This window comes from Rhizorhabdus sp. GW822-FHT03C02, from assembly GCF_058801765.1.
Map to the genome: position 1 here is coordinate 183,378 of NZ_JBXANN010000006.1, position 20,328 is coordinate 203,705.

Here is a 20,328-nt window from a genome sequence, read left to right on the forward strand (position 1 = left end):
CCACCCCAGCAGCACATCCGCTGGGGCTGTGAGCCATGAGACCGATACGCCGTCCCATGACCCGTCCGAGGGGTCGGTCGCCTGGCCGAACGCCTAGATAAGGACATCGGCAGACCCGGGCCGAAGCCCGGTAAACTTTTCCCCGTCTAGGCAGGACATTAAGCGGGGCACATTCCCCGCACCTGCTGTCTCGGACGGTACTGATCCCCGAATCGCCGAAGCGAGTCGGGAAACATGAGGCGCGGCCCCTACAGGATCATGATCCCGTTGTCGAGCCGCGCCCCTATGTCGGTTATCGCTGCAGTCGCTTAGGCGGCGGCGACGTCGGCGACGTCGACCTTGATGCCCGGGCCCATCGTCGAGCTGACGGCGACCTTCTGCAGATATTTGCCCTTGGCGCCCGCGGGCTTCGCCTTGACGATCGCGTCCACGAACGCGTCGAAGTTGGCGCGCAGGTCGGCGGCCGGGAAGCTCGCCTTGCCGATGCCCGAATGGATGATGCCGGCCTTTTCGACACGGAACTCGACCTGGCCGCCCTTGGCGGCCTTGACGGCCTCGCCGACGTTCATGGTCACGGTGCCCAACTTCGGGTTCGGCATCAGGCCCTTCGGACCCAGGATCTTGCCGAGACGACCGACCAGGCCCATCATGTCCGGGGTCGCGATGCAGCGGTCGAAATCGACCGTGCCGCCCTGGATCGCCTCGAGCAGGTCCTCGGCACCGACGACTTCCGCACCGGCGGCGCGGGCTTCGTCGGCCTTGGCGCCGCGGGCGAACACGCCGACGCGGACGTCCTTGCCGGTGCCCTTGGGCAGGGTCACCACGCCGCGGACCATCTGGTCGGCGTGACGCGGATCGACGCCCAGGTTGAGCGCGACTTCGATCGTCTCGTCGAACTTCGAGGTCGCGTGGGTCTTCGCCAGTGCGATCGCCTCGTCGACGCCGTGCAGCTTCAGCGCATCGACGGCCGAAACCAGGGCCTTCTGCTTCTTGCTCAGCTTAGCCATGATATCAGCCCTCCACCACTTCGAGGCCCATCGCGCGGGCAGAGCCTTCGATGATCTTGGTCGCTGCCTCGATGTCGTTGGCGTTCAGATCCTTCATCTTCGCGGTCGCGATGTCGGCGAGCTGCGAGCGCTTGATCTTGCCTGCGGAAATCTTGCCCGGCTCCTTCGAACCCGACTTGAGGCCCAGCGCCTTCTTGATCAGGAAGGTGGCTGGCGGCGTCTTCGTCTCGAACGAGAAGCTGCGGTCGGCATAGACGGTGATCTTGGTCGGCAGCGGGGTGCCGACTTCCTCATTGGCCGTCTGCGCGTTGAACGCCTTGCAGAATTCCATGATGTTGACGCCGCGCTGGCCCAGGGCCGGGCCGATCGGCGGCGACGGGTTGGCCTTGCCGGCCGGAACCTGCAGGTTGATATAACCTGTGATCTTCTTTGCCATGTCTACTCACTCTGTTGCTGGACGGTCCGCCCGAAGGCGCATCGTCCGGTTCAAGTTTAGCGGTGCATGCGGAGGCCGAAGCCTCCTCCCGCAAACATCCCGGCCCGTGGCCGGAATATCGTGTCGCCGTTCGTGCGAACGGCGGAAAGCTTATTTGACGCGCTCGACCTGCTCGAATTCGAGCTCGACCGGGGTGGCGCGACCGAAGATCGAGACCGACACCTTGACGCGGCTGCGGTCGAAATCGAGCTCCTCGACGGTGCCGTTGAAGCTCGCGAACGGGCCGTCGAGCACCTTGACCTGATCGCCGATCTCGTAATCGACCTTGAGTTTCGCCTTGGGCGCGGCGGCGGCGGCTTCTTCCTTGGTGTTCAGGATGCGCGCGGCCTCGGCCTCGGTGATCGGCTGGGGCTTGCCCGACGACCCGAGGAAGCCGGTGACCTTGGGCGTGTTCTTGACGAGGTGGTAGACGTCGTCGTTCAGGCTCAGCTTCGCCAGCACATAGCCGGGGAAGAACTTACGATCCGAGGTGATCTTCTTGCCGCGGCGAACCTCGGTGATCTTCTCGGTCGGAACCTCGACGGCCTCGACGAGCTGCTCGAGTCCCAGACGCGTGGCATCGGCGAGGATGGCTTCCTTCACCTTGTTCTCGAAGCCCGAATAGGCGTGAATGATGTACCAACGCGCCATGAACGCCAACGTCTCCGTAATTTAGCCGACCAGCGACAGCAGGAACTGGACGATCCGGCTGAACAGCTGATCGATACCGAAGAAGAACAAGCCCAGCAGAGTCGTCATGATCCCCACCATGATCGTGGTGGTGATCGTTTCCTTCCGGCTCGGCCAGACCACTTTCGCGGCCTCGACCTTGACCTGATTGATGAACTCGCCGGGTGAAGTCTTCGCCACGTAAAAACCTTCAAAAACAGCGACACGAGGCCGTGGTCCGCATCATCAGCCTTGCGGCCTGCGGACCTGACCTCGTCTCTCTTCTCGACCCCGTTGGCCTTGACCTGCCACGGATGGCAGGAGTGGAGGGACTCGAACCCACGGCCCTCGGTTTTGGAGACCGATGCTCTACCAACTGAGCTACACTCCTCCGGGACCGAGAGGCGGGCACATAGCGGTGACGAATGCGGAGCGCAAGTGCCCGCCGCGAAGGATCTTCCGCTAAAGCCGTTCAAAGAACCAACGGAGGCACAGCCTCCGCAAGGCCGAACGGCCGCCCGAGCTTATGCGAGGAAGCCCAGGGAGGCGGATGCCGACCGCCCGGCGTCTGAGGGCGCCCCCGCAAAGCGTGGGCCCTGACAAGCTACGGCACGAACAGCATATTGTTGTCCTGGATCGTCCAATAGGCGCCGCCCTTGCCGTCGGCCTTGAACGACACCGGAATCGCGACCTGGTGGCCGCAGGCCGCATAGCTCCACACTTCGGTCCAGCTGCCCTTGAAGCGCACCCCATATTGTTCGGGGAGCAGATCGGCGCTGCGTTCGCTGACCTGGGCGCCGGTGGCGGTCATGTCGGCGGGCTTGGGGGTGCATTGCGGGTCGGAGGCCTGGACCTTGCGGGTGAAGCTCAGGCTGAGCCCCTGCAGCATGTCGCGGGCGAGCGAGGGCCAGGTGAGGCTTTCGCCCTGTCCCGAGAAGAAGGCGTTGACCGACTTGCCGTCGGCGGCGCGCACGACCAGCAGCCGAATCGGCTGGGCCGACGGGCAATTGGTGGGGGTGGCCGACACCAGCCAGCCATTTTCGATCTCGCCCTTCTGGATCAGCGCGCTGACGATATTGTCGAGCGTGACCGGCCGCAACGGGCCGAGCTGGATGTTGGTCGGGCGGCAGCGGTTGCGCAGGATCGCATCGGCCTGCACCGCGCGCATCACCGCGATCGCCAGCGGCTGGCCGTCGGGGAGCGGCTTCCTGTTCAGGGCGATGATCTGCTGCTGCAGTTCGGTGGGCGTGCCCATCGGGTTGAGGGTCTGCGCCCGGGCGGTGCCCAGGGTGGCCAGCAGGAGGAATGGGAGCAGGAGGAAAGGGCGCAGCTTCATGATGCGCCCTTGTGCCCGAAGGCCGGCCCTCCCGTCCATGACAAGCTGAGTGACGGGGGCACCGCAAGCCGCGAAACGGCTGATATGCGATCTCGAAGATGCTGACGCATCCTCGATCGATATGCTCAAGCGCCGCACGGGCCGACACCCCATTCCGGTGAGTCACACTCACCGGAATGGGGTGTTACGGTCTCGCCCGGTCAGTCGCGCCAGTCGTCGCGGTCGCGACGATCATCGTGCCAGCGACGCCCGTGCCGGTCTTCCCACCGGCGATGCTCTTCCCAGCGACGCCGATCCTCCCAGCGCTGGCGGGCGGCCCAACGCGATCGGTCGTAACGGTCGTAGCGGTCATAGCCGTAACCCGAATAGCCGTAGCCATAGGCCGGCTGATAGCCGCCATATCCATAGCCATAATCGGGCGCATAGCGGCCCGTCGAAATGCCCAGGCTCACGCTCTGTGCCGATGCGGCGGCGGGTGCCAGCATGGCCGTCAGTGCGCCGAGGCCGATCAGGGTTTTCTTGATACTCATCTCTACTCTCCTCGCGAAAACAACCGCGTTGGAAGAGAGATAGCCGAGTCGCGCTGAGGAGGGCCTGAACGCCGATGTAAGCTGGGGTTCAGGCGGTCGCCATCGCCCGAACCCGATAGGGCGGATTCGGGCGTGACGTCGGAGTCAGGCCGCTATGTCGTAGCCCTGAATTTCGCCGGCCAGATACAGGTTGCGGGCCTTGGCGCGGCTGAGCTTGCCCGAGCTGGTCTTGGGCAGGGTGCGCGGCGGCACCAGTTCGACCACGCAGTGCATGCCGGTGATCGCGCGGACCTTCTCGCGAATCTGGTCGCGCAGGCGGGCGCGCTCCTGCGGATCGGAGGTGCGGCACTGGACCAGCACCGCAGGGGTTTCTTCGCCGCCCGGGGTGGTGATCGCGAAGGCGGCGATGTCGCCGGCCTTGAACCCGGGCAACTGTTCGACCGCCCATTCGATATCCTGCGGCCAGTGATTCTTGCCGTTGATGATGATCATGTCCTTCGCCCGGCCGACGATGTAGATATAGCCGTTCGAAATATAGGCCATGTCGCCGGTATCCAGCCAGCCAACGGCCATGCAGGCATCGGTCGCCTCGGCGTCGCGGAAATAACCCTGCATGATCGACGGGCCCTTGGCCCACAGCTTGCCGATCATCTTCTCGGGCAGGGTCGCGCCGTCATCGTCGCGGATCTCGACCGCCATGTCGCGCACGGGCTTGCCGCAATTGACGATCGCGCGGAACCGGCGCGGCCGGTCCTGGTTCGAACTGCCGCCCGACAACTGGGTTTCCTCGACCAGTTCGACGACGATGCCTTCGCCTGGCGGCATGATCGACACGGCGAGCGTCGCCTCGGCCAGGCCGTAGCTCGGCAGGAAGGCGGTCGCCTTGAAGCCGGCCTCGGCAAAGGCGTCGACGAACGACTGCATGACATCGGGGCGAATCATGTCCGCGCCGTTGCCGGCCAGCCGCCAACGGGTCAGGTCGAACCGATCGGATGCCTTGGTCTGGCTCGACATGCGGCGTGCGCAGATGTCGTAGCCGAAGGTCGGCGAATAGCTGATCGAGGTGCCCTGGTTGCGGCTGATCAGGTCGAGCCAGGCCAGCGGCCGCCGCGCAAAATCTTCGGTCTTGAGATAGTCTGTCGACACCTGGTTCGCGACCACCGACAGGAAGCAGCCGACCAGGCCCATATCGTGATACCAGGGCAGCCACGAGATGCAGCGATCAGCCGGTGCCAGATGCATGCCGTGCGAATGTGCGGCCAGATTGTTGAGCAGCGCGTGGTGGGTCACCGCGACACCGTGGGGAAAGCGGGTCGATCCGCTCGAATATTGCAGATAGGCGATATCGTCGGTGGCTGCCTGCGGGAGCGGGCCCTCGGCATAGTCGCGCGCGACGAAGCCTTCATAGTCGAGGCCTTCGACTGCGCGCAGCGCAGCGGCAGCGCCGGCCATTTCGCCGAGTTCGCGCGGAAACAGGAAAAGCTTCGGGTCCGAGCTGCCGAGCTGGACCGCGAGCTGATCGATATAGCTGTCCTTGCCGCCGAACGAGGTCGGCAGCGGCAGCGGCACCGGCCAGGCGCCGGCATAGACCGCGCCGAAGAACAGCGCCGCGAAATCGGGACCGGTCTCGGCGACCAGCGCGATCCGGTCGCCCGGGGCGATGCCGTGCGCGACCAGCCGATGCGCGTTGGCGATCGCATCGCGGCGCAGTTCGGTGAAGCTGTACGCGAGGGCGATCTGGCCACGGGCGTCGTGGAAATTCAGTCCGCGCACACCCGTGGCGGCATAATCCAGCGCTTCGCCCAATGTGTCGAAATCCGCAAAGCGGCGCGGCAGCGCATCTTCTGTCGGCGTCGGCACCAATGCCATAGAGTCCGGTTCCTTCTCGGCGCCCGGCATCCGTGATGCGGAAACGGCGCGCATAATCTCTTGTCACAATGTCTGGGCATACACGCCCGTCATTATCGTCCTTAGCGTAACAGCCGCGTTCAAATTCCGGCCCGACTGTGGCACAATCAAGGCGCATGTCACGTCGCAACCTCCCGCCGGCCGACGGCCGGCCCGCCGAGAGGCGCCAGCCCCGGCCCTATGACGAACAATCGCTGGCCCAGGCCGCGCTCGATTACGCGGCGCGCTATGCCACGACCCGGGCGAAGCTGGCCAGCTATCTGCGCCGCAAGCTCCGCGAGAAGGGGTGGGCGGACGAGGGCCCGCCGCCTGTCGACGTGCTGGTCGGACGCTTCGCCGATCGCGGATTCGTCAACGACGAGCTCTTCGCCCGCGCCCGCGCCGATTCGCTGACGCGCCGTGGTTATGGGATGCGTCGTATCGAAACAGTTTTGCGCTCGGCCGGCGTCGAGGGCGATCTGATCGACATGTGTCGCGACCAGACGGAGCCGTCGGCGGAGGATTCCGCCCTTGCCTTTGCCCGGCGGCGGCGGCTGGGACCTTTTTCCCAGCATCCGCAAGATGTTGCGCAAAATCGCAAGGCGCTGGCGGCGATGCTGCGGGCGGGGCACGACTTCGATATCGCCCGAAAGATTCTTGCTGCAACCCTTTGCGACGATGATGATACTTGACGTAAACGGTCGTCAGGAACGATGAGGCTCCGTTGGGGCGAAACCTGCTTCGTTTCGCGAATATGTTGTGATATTATATGTTACGTAGCGGGTGTCCTGAATAATGAACGAGCAATTTGTCGCGTCACTATCGTTGCGTGACTCCGCCCTTGACGGTGCGGAGGACCGACAGGTTGCGACCGAAGCTTTCGAAACGGTGATGGGCGCGGTCAAGTGGTTCGACGCGACCCGCGGTTTCGGCTTCATCGCGACCGACGGCGATCATGGCGATGTGCTCGTCCACTTCTCGGTACTGCGCGACCATGGCCGGCGGACGCTGCCCGAAGGTGCGCGGGTCGCCTGCGAAGTCGTCAACCGCGACCGTGGCCTCCAGGCACGCCGGATTTTGGCGATCGATCTTTCGACCGCGACCGGCCCCGATCCCGACCTCATCGCCAAGCGCAATGCCGATCGCGTCGATCCGACCGCGCTGATCGATACGGCCGGCGAGCCCGAGGCGGTGACCGTCAAATGGTTCAATCGGTTGAAGGGCTATGGTTTCGTGGTTCGCGACGGCCAGACCCAGGATATCTTCGTGCATATGGAAACCGTCCGCCGCGCGGGCTTGGCCGATCTCCTGCCCGATACCCGCATGCGGGCCCGGATCGCCGAAGGCCGCAAGGGGCCGCTCGCCGTGGAATTGATCGTCATCTGACAATGGCTGCCACAAGCCGGTTCACGCTCGCGCTTGCGCTCGCGACGCTTACCGCCTGTGCACCGGCGGCTGCCGGGGAGAATGGCGCGGCGGCGGTCGAGGGCGCTTCGACCGTCCGGCGCGTCCCGCTTGAAATCCAGACCGCGAAGAAGACGCTCCATTACGAGGTGGAGGTCGCCGCGACCCCCGACGAACAGGCGCGCGGGTTGATGTTCCGGACGTCGCTGCCGTCGATGGGGGGCATGATCTTCCCGATGCGCACGCCCGACATGGCGACATTCTGGATGAAGAACACAGTGATCCCGCTCGACATGATCTTCATCCGCAAGGACGGTACGATCGCGCGGATCGCCGCGAACACGGTCCCTGAAAGTCTCGACGCCGTGTCGTCCGGCGAGCCGGTGAGCGCGGTACTGGAAATCATCGGCGGCGGTGCGGCCGCGGCCGGGATAGCGGAGGGCGATCGGGTGAGCTGGCGCCAGCCTTGAACGCCGGCGCGTCTGACCGATCTTCCTCGAAAAGGTTGCGTGCGCCCGTGCCGACGGGCTAAGCGGAGGAACTATGGCTTTGCTCAAGAAAATCTTCACCTGGTGGGACGGTGCCACACTCGGCACCGTGCTGTTCAGCAAGCGCAACGGTACCCGCATGGGCGAGGACGCCCTGGGCAATGTCTATTTCGAGGGTGGCGTCACCCCCGAGGGGCTCAAGAAGCGCTGGATTCTCTATAACGGATCGAACGATGCCAGCCGGGTCCCTGCCGAATGGCATGGCTGGCTGCACCACAGCACCGATCTGACCCCCGATCAGCTGCCGCCCGCGCGCCGCTGGCAGAAGCCGCCCGAGCCCAATCTGACCGGCACCGCCGCGGCCTATCTGCCGTCGGGCGCGCTCGATCGCGGCGGCGTGCGCGCGGCCGCGACCGGCGATTACGAGGCGTGGAGCCCGAACTGAATCATGAAGGCCCAGTACTGAATCATGAAGGCTTTGTTTCGCGAAAATCTGGGTGAGGCCATCGTCGGCCTGTTCGTCGTGCTGTTCGCGGCCTGGTTCGTCTTTTTCGCCTGGGCGCGGACCGGCGGCGGCACCAAGGCCGGCGCGATCCATGTCACCGCGCTTTTCCCCAACTCGACCGGCGTCAGCGTCGGCAGCGAGGTGCGGGTTGCGGGGATGAAGATCGGCACCGTCACCGATCAGGCGCTCGACCCGCAGAGCTTCCAGGTCAAGATGACGCTCGCACTCGATCCTGCGATCAAGCTGCCGGCCGATAGCAGCGCGGCGATCACGTCCGAGGGTTTTCTCGGCGCGACCTTCATATCGCTGATCCCGGGCGGCGACCCGCAGCCGCTCAAGGATGGCGGCACCATCGCCGATACCCAGGGCGCGATGGATTTGATGAGCATGGTCGGCCAGTTCATCAACAAATCGGGCAGCGACGCGAAACCGGCGGACGCGGCGACCGGCAAATGAGACGGCTGGCGCTGGGCGCGGTCGCGCTCGGCGGCCTGGGGCTTGCGGGCCTCGGTGGCTGGCAGGCGCTGGCGCTGCGGCAGGTTCCGGTCGAGTCGGTCACGCCCGACGAGTCGGTCACGGCGCCGCCACCGGCTGCGCCCGTCGAGGAGGAGTCGAGCGTCGGCAACGCCAGCGCTGCGGCTGCCGAAACGCCGAAGTCGACTGCGCCGACCGTTCCCGACAAGCCGCTGGCCACCGCGCTCACCCCGCTGACCGAACGGGTCGCGACGCTGGGCCTGCTCAACAAGCGCAACGGGGTGTCGCGTGACCTGACCTTGCGGCCCGGTCAGGCGATCAAGGTCGGCGACGTGATCGTTCGGCTCAAAAGCTGCGAAACCACCGCGCCCTGGGAAGACCAGAAGCTCACCGGTGCGTTCGTCCAACTCGATGTCAAGAACCGTGATGCGACCTATCGGCGTGCCTTCTCGGGCTGGCTGTTCAAGGAATCGCCGTCGCTGAACGCGGTCGAGGATCCGGTCTACGACGTCTGGCCCAAGAGCTGCACGATGGTGCATCCCGATATCGGCCCCGACACGCTGCGGGTATCGGGATCGGCGGCGTCGAGCGCGAAAAAGTCGGCCGAGACGCCGAAAGCGCCGAACGAGCCCGCGCCTTCGCCGCCCGTGCCGACCCCCAGCGCCGAGTCGAGCAACCCGACATAATGGTCGCGGCTCACCTCGATCGCGCCCAGCGATGCGAGGTGATCGGTGATGAACTGGCAGTCGAGCAGCTGAAAATGCCCGGCCTTGAGTCGCGCCACCAGATGGGCGAGCGCGACCTTCGATGCATCGCTTTCGCGGCTGAACATGCTCTCGCCGAAAAAGGCCCGGCCCAGCGTGACGCCATAGAGGCCGCCGACGAGTTCGCCGCCACGCCAGGTCTCGATCGAATGGGCATGGCCGCGACGGAACAGGTCGGCATAGGCGATCTCGATCGCCGGATTGATCCAGGTGTCCGGCCGGTCGCTGGTCTGTTCGGCGCATAGCCCGACGACCTGTCCGAACGCCTTGTCGGCGGTGATCGTGAAGCGTTCGGAGCGCAGCGTTTTCGCGAGCGAACGCGACAGGCGGAAGCCGTCGAGCGGCAATATGCCGCGCTTCTTGGGCTCGACCCAATAGACGTCGTCGGCGGCGCGGCTATCGGCCATCGGGAAGACGCCGATCGAATAAGCGCGCAACAGGAGTTCGGGATCGATGACCTTCATGCACTGCCCTCGCGAGGGCAGACTAGCCGAATTGTTGCGCTGCGCAAAGCTCAGGGAACTTGCGTGGCGGCCTTGTCGGCCTCGCGCTGTGCGCGGGCCTGCTCGAGAAACTGATGGAAGCAGCCGGTTTGCCCGTTCGATCCGTTCACCGAGCAGCTGTTGGGGATACCCTGCTTGCTGACCATGTCGAGCGTGCGGGTGCGCGCCGCCCAGCTCTCGACGGGCTCGTCCTTCTTCTTGTTCCGCAGCGCCTTGGGGATCCGGTAGCGCTCGCTCTCGGGCTGGCGGGCGCAGACGATGATCTCATCATCCGAACTGCGCGGACAATTATCCTCGCCATAGACGACCAGCGCCGTGATCCGTTCGGGCGGCGGCTCGGGGGTCGAGGCCGGCATCGGCGGAATCGCCAGCGCCGGCGCCGCCACGAGCAAGAGGGGAAGCAGCAGGAATTTCATAATGGGATATTACGCCCCACGGCTTTCACCGGGCTGAACGCTCAGAACTTGATCCCGCACGATTTGCCGTCGGCCTTGTCTTCATCGCAGGCCTTGCGCGCCAGCTCCTTGAAGCAGCCCGATGCGCCGCCCGCGCCGGAGGTCGAGCAGCTCTGCACGCCCGATCGGCCGACATATTCGAGGCTCGTCGCCCGCTCGCCCCAGGTTTCGCTGGCGCGCGATTCGCTGCGGCGAAGCTCCTCGGGAATGCGATAGCGCTCGCTCTCGGGCTTGCGCGAGCAGACGACGATTTCCTCGCCATTGCTGGTCGGGCATTTGTCGGTGCCGTAGAGGATCACCACGCGCTCGCTGCGCTGGGCGACCGCTGGCGCCGTCATCGACAGGCCGGACAGCGAGGCGGCCAGGATAAGGGCCGGTGCGAACATGCGGGGCGTCTTCATCGGCGTGGTCCTGTGCTGCTGATCTGATGTCTATATGTGGCGCGACAGGCGAATGGCAATGCGGCAGCCGAGCCTGATCGCACCCGACAGGAGCGGATAGCCCGGCGCCTGTTCCGCGCCGGCCGCGATCGCGGTGTCGCGATGCTCGACCTCTTCGGCGCGAAATTCGGCGATCGTCGCCGAAAGCTCGGGGTCGCCATCGCCGATCTCGTCGAGCTGCTCGCCATAATGGCGATCGATTTCGGTCTCGATCGCCGCGGTGCAGGCCATCGCCGCCTTGGGACCGATCAGCGCGGTGGCGGCGCCGAGCGCGAAGCCGGCGACGTTCCAGAGCGGCTGCAGCGCGGTCGGCCGGCCGCCGCGTGCGAGGATCATCGCATCGAAGCGCCGGGCATGAAGCTCCTCCTGCGCGGCCATGCGGGCGATCGCCCGCGCCTCGGCGGGGCGTCCGCCCATCACCGCGAGCTGACCGGCATAGATGCGGGTCGCGCCATATTCCCCGGCCTGGTCGACCCGCAGCATGGCCTGGCGCCGATCGGCGGCGGTTGTGTCGGTCATGGTTTGCGGGCCCAGAATGCGGCGAGGCCGAGGCCGCCGAGGATCGAGATGATCGCGTTGAAACCCGCCAGCGAGATGCCATGGAAGGTCCATTGCGGCTGGTCGCACTGGATCATCGGGGTGGCCATGATCTCCGCGAGGATATCGGCATGGGTTCCGGCGGTCGCGCCGCTCGCGCAACGGGTGAGGCCGCGCCACCAATGATATTCGACCCCGGCGTGGAATATGCCGATCGCGCCGCTGGTCAGGATCGCGACGATCGCCAGCGCGACGAGCAGCCGGCCCAGTTTCTCGGGAACGACGAAGGCGATCGCGGCCAGCGCGATCGCGGTGTAATGCGGCCAGCGCTGCCAATGGCACATCTCGCACGGGAACAGCCCGCCGATATATTGCGAACCGAGCGCGCCGGCCATCAGCGCCAGCGGCAGGAGGAGGGCGCCGAGGCGGACTTGGGCAAAGCGGGTCATGGAGCGGCTATAATCCCAACGCGTCAGCGACATAAGCCCCGACGTCTTCAGAGCATGGGCATTCGCCGCAATATGGGGAGATCATCGGTGGAAGGCCGTTCGCAACTCGAGTCAGGCCGCGCCATTTGCAGCACGGCATGACCGAATTGCGGCCGTCCTTCAGCGGGCGCCGCGTTTGACGCCGGCGAGCGCCGTCCGAAGCGCCGGCTGGCTCATCCGGGCGATTGTCTTGACCGCATAATCGAGCTGGAAGTCCTCGACGCCCTGCTTCTTGAGCTGCTCGGCGGTCAGGATGAAGCGCGGATCGGGCTTGCCGTCATCCTCGAGCACCTTGTCGTCGACCTTGGCCTCGTTGATCAGATGGCGCCGCAGGTCGGCCTCGCGCAGGCGCGGCCGCTCCTTGTAATCGGCGTCGCTGAGCTGCGGCACGATGATGTCGGGCTTGATCCCGCCCTCCTGGACCGAACGGCCCGACGGGGTGAAATAGCGCGCGGTGGTGAGCTTGAGCGCAGTGTCGTCGGACAGTTCGATCACCGTCTGGACCGATCCCTTGCCGAAGCTGCGTTCGCCGAGGACGAGCGCACGCTTCTGATCCTGCAGCGCGCCCGCGACGATCTCGGCCGCAGATGCCGATCCGGCATCGACCAGCACGATGATCGGCAGGCCGTGCGCCAGATCGCCCGGGGTCGCATAGCGACGCTCGATGTCGTTTTTCTCGCGGCCGCGCTGTGAGACGATCTCGCCGCGCTCGAGGAAGATGTCCGACACGTCGATCGCCTGGTCGAGCAGCCCGCCCGGGTTCGAACGCAGGTCGATGACATAGCCGAGCGGATCATGGCCGAGCGATTTCTGCACGCCGGCGATCGCTGAGCGCACTGCGTCACCGGTGTTCGAGTTGACGAAGGTGTTGATGTTGATGATGCCGACGTCCTGCTTGACCTCCCACTTGACCGGCTTGAGCTGGATCAGCTCGCGGGTCAGGCTGACGTCGAACGGCTTGTCGCGGCCGGGGCGCACGATCGTCAGCGAGATCTTGCTGCCGGGCTTGCCGCGCATCTGGTCGACCGCTTCGTCGAGGGTGCCGCCATAGAGGAGATTGCCGTCGAGATGGGTGATGTAATCGCCCGACTTGAGGCCCGCCTTCCATGCCGGCGTGTCTTCCTGCGGGGTCATGATCTTGACCGCGCCGTCCTCCATCGTCACCGACAGGCCGAGCCCGCCATAGGCGCCCTGTGTCTGGGTGCGCATATTCTGGCGGTCGCGCTGGTCGAGATAGGCGCTGTGCGGATCGAGGCTGGCGAGCATGCCGTCGATCGCGCCCTTGATCAGGGTGCGGTCGTCGACCTTGTCGACATAGTCGGCACGAACGCGTTCGAACACGCTCATGAACTGGTCGAGTTCCTTGTAGGTGTTCACATCGACCGCGCCGATCGCGGGAGTGAGGGTGGCGGCCAGGACGCCGGCGCCGAACAGTCCGACATTACGCAACAGGGTCTTGTTCATCAGGCTCGCTCTTCCTCGAGGATCGGTCATGCTACCGCGATTCTCGTCACAAGGAAATATCCCTGCAATCCTTGCTGCTTCCTTGCAGAAACCAAACAATCGACGCGCGGTCGGGTCGGGGCTTCACCGGGCGGCGATCGACAATATGTCGACCGGCTCGCCGCTGTGCCGCAGCTCGACGGTGACGCGCGGGTCGGCGCCGTCGGCGATCCCGACCGGGCTGCCCTGCACGACCTCGCGCCCCGGCCGCACCGTCAGGCCGCGCAATCCGGTGATCAGCGTTGCCCATCCGTCGCCATGGTCGATGATGACGATTCCGGCATAGCCGCGAAACGGACCGGCAAAGGCGACCCGGCCGATCGCCGGCGAAACCACCTGGGCGGCGCGGGCGGTGGCGAGGGTGATCCCCTTGGCACGGACCCCGGACTCGGACACCTCGCCCATGCCCGCCACCAGTCGGCCGAGCACGGGGATGCGATAGGGCGGAAGCGCATCGGCGACCATCGGACCCGCCGCCAGCGGCGGCGCGACCGCGAGATTGGGGGCGCTCGGACGCAATAGCGGGCCGGGCAGTGCGATCAGCCGGGCAGTGATATCGGACTGGTCGCCGAGTTCGGCGATCAGCTGGGTGATGTCCTTCGCCTTTTCCGCCATCGCGATCACGCGATCCTGTTCGACCATGGCATCGTCGACCAGATCCTGCGACCGGCGGCGCTGGTCGGCCTCGAGCCGCGCGAGCGCCGCGCGCTGGACGTCGAGCTGTTCGCGGCCATGGCGAAGTTCGGCGACCGCCTGGTCGGCCTGGCGCCGCAAGGCGTCGCCGCGGGCGACCTCGGCGCGCAATCCGGCGGTGCGTTGGCGGATCACCGGCAGGGTCGCGCCGAGCAGGGCGCGGACATGGATCATCTCGGTGACCGATCCCGGCTGGACGAGCGCGAGCGCCGTCGGTCGGCGCGCCATCGTCTGCAGGGCGGCGGTCAGGCGGATGATCGGGCCCTGGCGTTCGGCGAGCCGCGCCCGCTGCGCCGCGCGCAGCCGGTCGATCAGGCGTACCTGCGCCTCGGCGGCCGCGATTCGCGCCTCGGCGGCCTGGATCGCGGCGGCGGCGGCAGCCTGTTCGGCCTGCGAGCGCGCGGCGGCCTCGGTCATCGCCCTGGCTTGCGCCTCGAGCTGGGCCGCACGGCGTTCGGCGCGGCGCTGGACCTGCCGTGCCGATTGCAGGGCGCGTTGCTGGCCGGCGACGGAAGGAAGCGGCGATGCGACGGCGGGCGGACCTGGCGCGGCTGCCCTCGCCGGCAGGATCATGGCTGTGCCGATGGCGATCGCGAGCGGGAGCGCGCCTCGCCAGCGGCGCGCGGCGGGCGAACCGTCAGCCTTCACGATGATAGGGATGGCCGGCGAGGATGCTCGTCGCACGCCACAGTTGCTCGGCCAGCATCGCACGCGCCATCATATGCGGCCAGGTCGCCTTGCCGAAGGCGAACAGCATGTCGGCCTCGGCCCGCTGGCTCGCGTCGAAGCCGTCGGCGGCGCCGATCAGGAAACGGGCCTCGCGCCGGGCATCGTCACGCCAGCGTCCGAGCCGCTCGGCGAATGCCATCGAGCCGAGCTGTTCGCCTTTTTCGTCGAGCATGATCAGCACCATGGCCGGATCGCGCGGCGGCAATTTGCCGCCCTGATCGGGCAACTCGGTGACGCGGGTCGGCCAACTGATCCGTTTCAGATAGCGGTCGACGAGCTCGGCCTCGGGGCTGCGGCCGATCTTGCCCCGGGCGACGATGTGCAACAGCATTTCGCGACGCCGCGAAAGGGAGGCGTCAGACTTCCGCGACGGGCGCGGGCGCGTCGCCGAAATTCCACATCCGCTCGAGATTGTAGAAGCTGCGCACTTCGGGCCGGAACAGATGGACGATGACGTCGCCGGCATCGATCAGCACCCAGTCGGCGGTCGGCAGACCTTCGATCCGCGCGGCGCGGCCGGTTTCGGACTTGATCCGGTCGGCGAGCTTGGTCGCCATCGACGCGACCTGGCGGGTCGAGCGGCCCGACGCGATCACCATATGATCGGCGATCGACGACTTTCCGGCGAGCGGGATGGTGACGGTTTCGACGGCCTGATCGTCGTCGAGGGATTTCAGCACGAGCTCGTGGAGAGCGGCTGAAGGGTCGGCATCTGAAGCGCTCGGCTTGATGCTGCTTTGGGCGGTCAATTTACCTCCTAACGAACCAGCCGGCGCGTCACGGGGTCGCGCAGGGCCTTTTGGTTATATGTCTGATACCAGCGGGGGGCCTTGGCCCGGAGCCGCGTTGCGGAACCACTATCGGGATCGAAGCGCAACAGCACGAGCGCCGGGGGACTCCATCTCGTCCAGTCTTTCGCCTTGGCAACGGGTCGGACGAAGCGCCGTAACCAAGCCATCGCCTGCGACGTGCGGGCGGCGCTATCATAACCCGGACGGGCGACGACGGCAATGGTGACCAGTCGGCCGATTTCCCGCCAGTCCTGCCAGCGGTGAAACTGCACCAGATTGTCGGCGCCCATGATCCACACGAACCGCCGCTCGGGATGGCGGCGGACCAGCGCGCGCAGCGTGTCGGCGGTGTAGCGGGTGCCGAGCCGGCTCTCGATCGTGGTGGCGCGGATCGGCGCGCGGCGCGCCATTCGGCGCGCCGACGCGAGGCGCGCGTCCATCGGCGCCATACCCTCGGCGGGCTTCAACGGATTGCCCGGCGACACCAGCCACCAGACCTCGTCGAGGCCGAGCGCCTTCAGCGCGAACAGGCTGATGCGCCGATGACTGATATGCGCGGGATTGAAGCTGCCGCCGAGCAGGCCGGTCGAAATCATCGCCGCTCCGTACCGGGGCTCGGACGTCGTTTCAATGCGGGAGGGCACTTTCTCGGCGCGGCGATTGCTTCCTGGTTTGCGCCCGACCGCAATTCGAATCAGGTCGCGGCGAAAATGCTGCTGTCCGAGACCCGGCGCGCAGCGTCCTTCATGGACGCGAGCACCGGAAGCGAAGGGCGGCGCCATTTGCAGCCCGACATGATCGAATTACAGTTTCAGCCGGTCGATCGCCTGCGCCAGGGCGACATAGAGCTTGCCCATGTCCGACGACAGCATCGTCACGCCCAGCGGTCCGCCGTCGCGGCTGGCGAGAATGCGGCGGAGCATGGTCTCGAAATCGCGGATATATTTGTTCACGTCGTTCCGGAAGGCGGGCTCGCGATCATAATAGGCCGCGATATGCTGGGCTTCGCCGGCTTCGAGCAGGCGTACCGCCTGCCGGGTGAAGATGCCCTTGTCGCCACGCAGATAGGCGCCCCAGGCGCTGTCGGTGACGTCGGCCGACAGGATCTTGGTGACGTCGATCGCCGAGGAATTGAGCGCCTCGACCAGCAGCGACGCGGTACGGGCGAATTCGCCGTCGTCCTGGACCGGCTGCTCGGCCCGCTGTTCGATGCGGTCGGCCTCGACCTCGGCGACCCGTTTCTCCATCGTCGCGCTGGCTTCGGCGATGCTCAGCATCTGCTTGAGCAATTTTTCGCTGGCATGGTTGGCGGCGGCGACCGCGGCCTCGGCGGTGTCGGAAATCAGGTGGATACGCTCGGTGATCTGGTCGCCGAACGCGCGCTCGATCGCCTCGGCGCCGCTCCGGGCGAGCCTGTCGCTGGCATCGGGGATGATCGATTCGAGCGCCTCGCGTGCGCCGCGCGCCGCTTCGGCGGCGGTTTCGCGGACTCTGAGCAGCGCATCGACCAGCCGCTCGCCCGACAGTTCGGCCAGCGAGCGCATATTGGCTTCGCTCTGCGCGATCAGGCGGCCCAGTTCGGTGCTGTGGTCGCGCAGTGCCTCGAGCCGGGCGGCGGCTTCCTCGGCAAAACTGTCGGACAGTTCGCGCTGCCGGTCGAGCAGTGCGTCGCCTTCGGCGGCGATATTGGCCATACGCCGCGTCGCCTGGTCGCCGAGACCGGCGATCGCCTGGCGCTGCCGGTCGATCAGCAGGTCGGCCGAATCGAGCCGGTCGGTGGCGCGTTCGACGGTGGCCGCCAGCTGTTCGGCCTGGGCGGTGATGGCCCGCAGCGAGATGTCGCCGCGCTGCGCCTCGTTCTCCATCCGCTGCATCGTTGCCGGCAGGTCGCGTTCGACATTCTGCAACACGGTGTCGAAGGCGATGCGCAGGGCATGGGCGCGGTCGGTGAGCGTGCGCGCGCCGCCAAGGCTGTTGGCCAGGGCCTTGCCGACATTTTCGACATGTTCGCTGAGCGATACGATCATTTCGGCGAGATCGGCGGTCTGCTCGGCGCTGGTCGCGCCGAGGCTCTCGAAACGCTGCTCGATCAGGCCGAGCGCATGGTCGAGTCCCTCGATCAGCCGGTGGCTGGCCTGGTCCTGAGCGGCGATCTTCGCCGCGAAATCGTCGGCCTGGAGGCCCAGCGCCGTCATCCGGCCGGCGATCGCCTGCGCGGCGGCGGATCCGGCTTCGTCGATCGTGCTGCGAGCATGATCGATCATCGCGCCCATCGCCTCGCGCTGCGCGTCGACGCCGATGCGGGTCTGCTCGATCGCGCCGCCGATCTGCTCGAGCGCGCCGTCGACCGACCGCGCCAGCGCGCCGCCGGCTTCCTCGACCGCGCGGGCGGCGCGCTCGCTGCGGGTTTCGATCCGGCCGATCTGGGTCGCGAGCCGGCCGGCGGCGGCGTTGATCAGCTCGTCGGCCTCGTGGCTGCGCGCGATGATCGTCGACAGCGCGTCGGCCAGCGCGTCGGCATGGGTGCGGCTCGACCCGCCGATCTCGACCATGAAGCGGGCGGTCTCGCCGCTGATCTCCTGCGCGCGGGGCAGGTCGACCAGCAGCGCGCTGACATCGTTGCGCGCGGCGGCGGCGGCTTGGCTCAACTGGTCCGAATGGCGCGCGAGCAGATCGGTTTCGTCGCGCATGTCCATGCTGATCTGCTGGAGGCGCTCGGCGGCACGGGTGCCTTCGGCGAGCAGCGAATCGGTGTGCGCCGACAAGGCCTCGCGCCGTCCGTCGAGCGTCGCGGTGATCCGTGCCACAGCGGCCTCCAGCCTTTCGCTCTCGGCGCGCATCGACATGGCGGTCGTGGCGAACCGTTTCGCATCGCGGGTGCCGGTTCGCCGGGCGAGGATATAGACGATGCCGAGCAGCGCAAGCGGCCCGCTGGCGAGTGCGATCAGGTCGACGGCGGAGGTGGTCGCGGGCGTGCGCAGGACGATCAGCGCCACCCAGCCGGCGGCCAGCAGCCCGACCGCCGCGCCCGCCGCGAAGTCGCCCCATGGGCGGGGGGGAATACCGGCGACCACATCGTCGTCGAACGACGGCCGCGCCGCCTCCGCGATCGGCTGGTCGAGAACGAGTTCTTCGTCCTTATCGGTGATTTGATCATCATGTTGTGCCGCAGCAGCGGCGCGAACGGCTTCGGCTTCGGCGGCATCGGCCGCGCGCCATGCATCCAACGGGGACGGAGCCTTGCCCATTGACGGCGAATCTAACCCTTTTCGGCCGCGACGGATAGAGTCGCGATGGCGATTCGTGTGGTGAAATGAGGCGGGGATGCGCCGACGGGCTTTGCAGAATCCCGGGGCCTCGCTTATGCCCGGTCGCTTGCTGATCAGAGGAAAATATACTTGCCGCTCGCAGCGCTGATCGCCGCGCAGGAACAGGCCGAATCACGGGGAGGACTGCGGGCGACCATGCCGCTCGCGGGGCGGACGCTCGTCGAACTCCAGGCCCGGCTCGCGGCGGCCGCCGGCGCCTCGCATATCGTGCTGCTCGTCGAGCGGGTGCCGGCCGAACTGGCGCAGGCTGCCGAGCGGCTACGCCGCGAGGGGTTCGGCGTCGAGATCGTGCGGTCGATCGCCGAGGCGGTCGAGCGATTCCGGTCCGACGACACCGTGTTGATGATCGCCGATGGCTGCGTCGCCGGCGACGAGGCGGTGGTCAGGCTCGCAAAGGCCCGGGCCCCCGCGCTGCTCGTGCTGCCCGACAGCAAGGAACAGGCGATGTTCGAGCGGATCGATGCCGAGGCCCGCTGGGCGGGCTTCGCGCTGATCGACAATGCCGAACTGGCCGCCACCGCCGCGATGCTGGGCGACTGGGACTTCATTTCGACGCTGCTGCGGCGTGCGGTGCAGGCCGATGCGATCCGGATCGACGCGCTGGCGCCGGGATCGGACGGCAGCCCCGGGCGTCAGCCGGTGCTGGCGCTCGATCGCAGCGCGCTGGCGCCGATGGAGCAGGCGTTGCTGCGCCGCCCGCTGCCCGGAAAGACCTGGGTCTCGCACTATCTGCACCGCCTGATCACGGCCCCGCTGATCGGCCCGCTGGTGGCCCGCAAGGTCCAGCCTTTGCCGATCGCCGCGGCGTCGGTGGTGGTCGCCTGGCTTGCGGTGCTGCCGGCGTCGATCGGCTATTTCTGGGTGGTCGCGCTGATGCTGCCGCTGGCCACCGCCGCGTTCGCGCTGGCCCAGCGCGTCGTCGGCATCTGGGAACCCGATCTTCCTTATGCCCGATGGTTCATTGCCGCACGCCATGTCGCGGCGCTGTTCTGCCTGGGGCTGCTGGCGGCCTTCCTGGCGAAGCAGGGCGGCTGGGGCTGGTATCTGGTCGCGGCGATGCTGCCGGCGGGGCTTACCCTGCTCGAGCAGCTGCGGCCGATCGAGGCGCTGGCGAACCTCGACGAACGGCCGCTCTGGCTGGCGAGCGGCGACGCCGCGATCTGGCTGGTTCCGCCGGTCGCGATATTGTGCGGATGGGCATGGATGAGCGCGATACTGGCGCTATATTCGCTGGCCAGCTTCGGCTGGCGGTTCGCCGCGGCGTCGCGGCGGTCGTCCCCTGCCCATGTTGCTGAGCTTTAGAATAGTCCAGTTTAGGACG

The 20,328-nt window shown here is 66.8% G+C and carries 24 protein-coding genes, 1 tRNA gene and 1 pseudogene; 7 read left to right on the forward strand and 19 right to left on the reverse strand.

The features are described 5' to 3' along the window. Window positions 1–308: 308 nt before the first annotated feature. The 8 genes from rplA to AC1RM6_RS16865 form a co-directional block, all read right to left on the reverse strand. Complete coding sequence (gene rplA / locus AC1RM6_RS16830) at window positions 309–1,007, reverse strand: 50S ribosomal protein L1 (protein ID WP_493103224.1); 699 nt, start codon at window positions 1,005–1,007, stop codon at window positions 309–311. Window positions 1,008–1,011: 4 nt separating this feature from the next. Further along, entirely contained in the window at window positions 1,012–1,443 is a 432-nt protein-coding gene (gene rplK / locus AC1RM6_RS16835; protein ID WP_493103226.1) for a 50S ribosomal protein L11, read from the reverse strand. A gap of 150 nt (window positions 1,444–1,593) precedes the next feature. After that, window positions 1,594–2,133, reverse strand: a complete 540-nt coding sequence (gene nusG / locus AC1RM6_RS16840; protein WP_493103228.1) for a transcription termination/antitermination protein NusG — start codon at window positions 2,131–2,133, stop codon at window positions 1,594–1,596. 21 nt (window positions 2,134–2,154) lie between these two features. Continuing rightward, a complete protein-coding gene (gene secE, locus AC1RM6_RS16845) occupies window positions 2,155–2,352 on the reverse strand; it encodes a preprotein translocase subunit SecE (RefSeq protein ID WP_493103230.1) in 198 nt (65 codons plus the stop codon). A 114-nt stretch (window positions 2,353–2,466) separates the two neighbouring features. Next, window positions 2,467–2,542: transfer RNA gene (locus tag AC1RM6_RS16850), tRNA-Trp, on the reverse strand. A 213-nt stretch (window positions 2,543–2,755) separates the two neighbouring features. Then, window positions 2,756–3,487, reverse strand: coding sequence for a hypothetical protein (locus AC1RM6_RS16855; RefSeq protein WP_493103232.1), 732 nt, complete (start codon window positions 3,485–3,487; stop codon window positions 2,756–2,758). A gap of 200 nt (window positions 3,488–3,687) precedes the next feature. Then, entirely contained in the window at window positions 3,688–4,017 is a 330-nt protein-coding gene (locus tag AC1RM6_RS16860; protein WP_493103234.1) for a hypothetical protein, read from the reverse strand. Between the two features lie 144 nt (window positions 4,018–4,161). Next, window positions 4,162–5,886 carry a fatty acyl-AMP ligase gene (locus AC1RM6_RS16865; RefSeq protein ID WP_493103236.1) on the reverse strand — a complete coding sequence of 575 codons (1,725 nt, stop codon included), beginning with the start codon at window positions 5,884–5,886 and terminating at the stop codon, window positions 4,162–4,164. A 155-nt stretch (window positions 5,887–6,041) separates the two neighbouring features. Here AC1RM6_RS16865 and AC1RM6_RS16870 point away from each other — a divergent pair, with 155 nt between their 5' ends. The 6 genes and pseudogenes from AC1RM6_RS16870 to AC1RM6_RS16895 form a co-directional block, all read left to right on the forward strand. Next, window positions 6,042–6,596, forward strand: a complete 555-nt coding sequence (locus AC1RM6_RS16870; RefSeq protein WP_493103237.1) for a regulatory protein RecX — start codon at window positions 6,042–6,044, stop codon at window positions 6,594–6,596. A gap of 199 nt (window positions 6,597–6,795) precedes the next feature. Continuing rightward, window positions 6,796–7,290, forward strand: a complete 495-nt coding sequence (locus tag AC1RM6_RS16875) for a cold-shock protein (protein ID WP_493103238.1) — start codon at window positions 6,796–6,798, stop codon at window positions 7,288–7,290. Between the two features lie 2 nt (window positions 7,291–7,292). Beyond that, the gene (locus AC1RM6_RS16880) at window positions 7,293–7,778 is read left to right on the forward strand and encodes a DUF192 domain-containing protein (protein WP_493103239.1); all 486 of its coding nucleotides are present in this window, start codon (window positions 7,293–7,295) and stop codon (window positions 7,776–7,778) included. A gap of 73 nt (window positions 7,779–7,851) precedes the next feature. Continuing rightward, window positions 7,852–8,241, forward strand: coding sequence for an NADH:ubiquinone oxidoreductase subunit NDUFA12 (locus tag AC1RM6_RS16885; RefSeq protein WP_493103241.1), 390 nt, complete (start codon window positions 7,852–7,854; stop codon window positions 8,239–8,241). A 24-nt stretch (window positions 8,242–8,265) separates the two neighbouring features. After that, window positions 8,266–8,757, forward strand: a complete 492-nt coding sequence (gene mlaD, locus AC1RM6_RS16890) for an outer membrane lipid asymmetry maintenance protein MlaD (protein WP_493103243.1) — start codon at window positions 8,266–8,268, stop codon at window positions 8,755–8,757. Next, window positions 8,754–9,242 (forward strand): annotated as a pseudogene (locus tag AC1RM6_RS16895) (DUF2155 domain-containing protein); the annotation flags it as partial. The gene mlaD and the pseudogene AC1RM6_RS16895, both read left to right, overlap by 4 nt. Before the next feature lie 35 nt (window positions 9,243–9,277). Here AC1RM6_RS16895 and aat read toward each other — a convergent pair. From aat to AC1RM6_RS16950, 11 genes are all read right to left on the reverse strand, one after another. Next, entirely contained in the window at window positions 9,278–10,003 is a 726-nt protein-coding gene (aat, locus tag AC1RM6_RS16900; RefSeq protein WP_493103248.1) for a leucyl/phenylalanyl-tRNA--protein transferase, read from the reverse strand. A gap of 50 nt (window positions 10,004–10,053) precedes the next feature. Continuing rightward, window positions 10,054–10,458, reverse strand: a complete 405-nt coding sequence (locus tag AC1RM6_RS16905) for a hypothetical protein (protein ID WP_493103250.1) — start codon at window positions 10,456–10,458, stop codon at window positions 10,054–10,056. Between the two features lie 41 nt (window positions 10,459–10,499). Further along, a complete protein-coding gene (locus AC1RM6_RS16910) occupies window positions 10,500–10,898 on the reverse strand; it encodes a hypothetical protein (RefSeq protein WP_493103252.1) in 399 nt (132 codons plus the stop codon). A gap of 30 nt (window positions 10,899–10,928) precedes the next feature. Beyond that, window positions 10,929–11,456: a demethoxyubiquinone hydroxylase family protein gene (locus AC1RM6_RS16915; RefSeq protein WP_493103254.1), complete on the reverse strand. Its 528-nt coding sequence runs from the start codon at window positions 11,454–11,456 to the stop codon at window positions 10,929–10,931. After that, the gene (locus AC1RM6_RS16920) at window positions 11,453–11,923 is read right to left on the reverse strand and encodes a disulfide bond formation protein B (protein WP_493103256.1); all 471 of its coding nucleotides are present in this window, start codon (window positions 11,921–11,923) and stop codon (window positions 11,453–11,455) included. Before AC1RM6_RS16920 ends, AC1RM6_RS16915 begins: the two co-directional genes overlap by 4 nt. Window positions 11,924–12,082: 159 nt before the next feature. Next, window positions 12,083–13,426 carry a S41 family peptidase gene (locus tag AC1RM6_RS16925; protein ID WP_493103258.1) on the reverse strand — a complete coding sequence of 448 codons (1,344 nt, stop codon included), beginning with the start codon at window positions 13,424–13,426 and terminating at the stop codon, window positions 12,083–12,085. A 123-nt stretch (window positions 13,427–13,549) separates the two neighbouring features. After that, window positions 13,550–14,575 (reverse strand): murein hydrolase activator EnvC family protein, encoded by a 1,026-nt coding sequence (locus tag AC1RM6_RS16930; RefSeq protein WP_493103260.1) that lies wholly within the window; start codon window positions 14,573–14,575, stop codon window positions 13,550–13,552. A 220-nt stretch (window positions 14,576–14,795) separates the two neighbouring features. Beyond that, window positions 14,796–15,218 (reverse strand): 23S rRNA (pseudouridine(1915)-N(3))-methyltransferase RlmH, encoded by a 423-nt coding sequence (locus AC1RM6_RS16935; RefSeq protein WP_493103262.1) that lies wholly within the window; start codon window positions 15,216–15,218, stop codon window positions 14,796–14,798. 25 nt (window positions 15,219–15,243) lie between these two features. Beyond that, window positions 15,244–15,636, reverse strand: a complete 393-nt coding sequence (gene rsfS, locus AC1RM6_RS16940) for a ribosome silencing factor (protein ID WP_493103264.1) — start codon at window positions 15,634–15,636, stop codon at window positions 15,244–15,246. Between the two features lie 8 nt (window positions 15,637–15,644). After that, window positions 15,645–16,274 (reverse strand): nicotinate-nucleotide adenylyltransferase, encoded by a 630-nt coding sequence (locus tag AC1RM6_RS16945; RefSeq protein WP_493103567.1) that lies wholly within the window; start codon window positions 16,272–16,274, stop codon window positions 15,645–15,647. 207 nt (window positions 16,275–16,481) lie between these two features. Continuing rightward, the gene (locus tag AC1RM6_RS16950) at window positions 16,482–18,905 is read right to left on the reverse strand and encodes a coiled-coil domain-containing protein (protein ID WP_493103266.1); all 2,424 of its coding nucleotides are present in this window, start codon (window positions 18,903–18,905) and stop codon (window positions 16,482–16,484) included. A 171-nt stretch (window positions 18,906–19,076) separates the two neighbouring features. Between AC1RM6_RS16950 and AC1RM6_RS16955 the strand changes: the two genes are divergently transcribed. Further along, entirely contained in the window at window positions 19,077–20,309 is a 1,233-nt protein-coding gene (locus AC1RM6_RS16955; RefSeq protein WP_493103268.1) for a hypothetical protein, read from the forward strand. The last annotated feature ends 19 nt before the right edge of the window (window positions 20,310–20,328 follow it).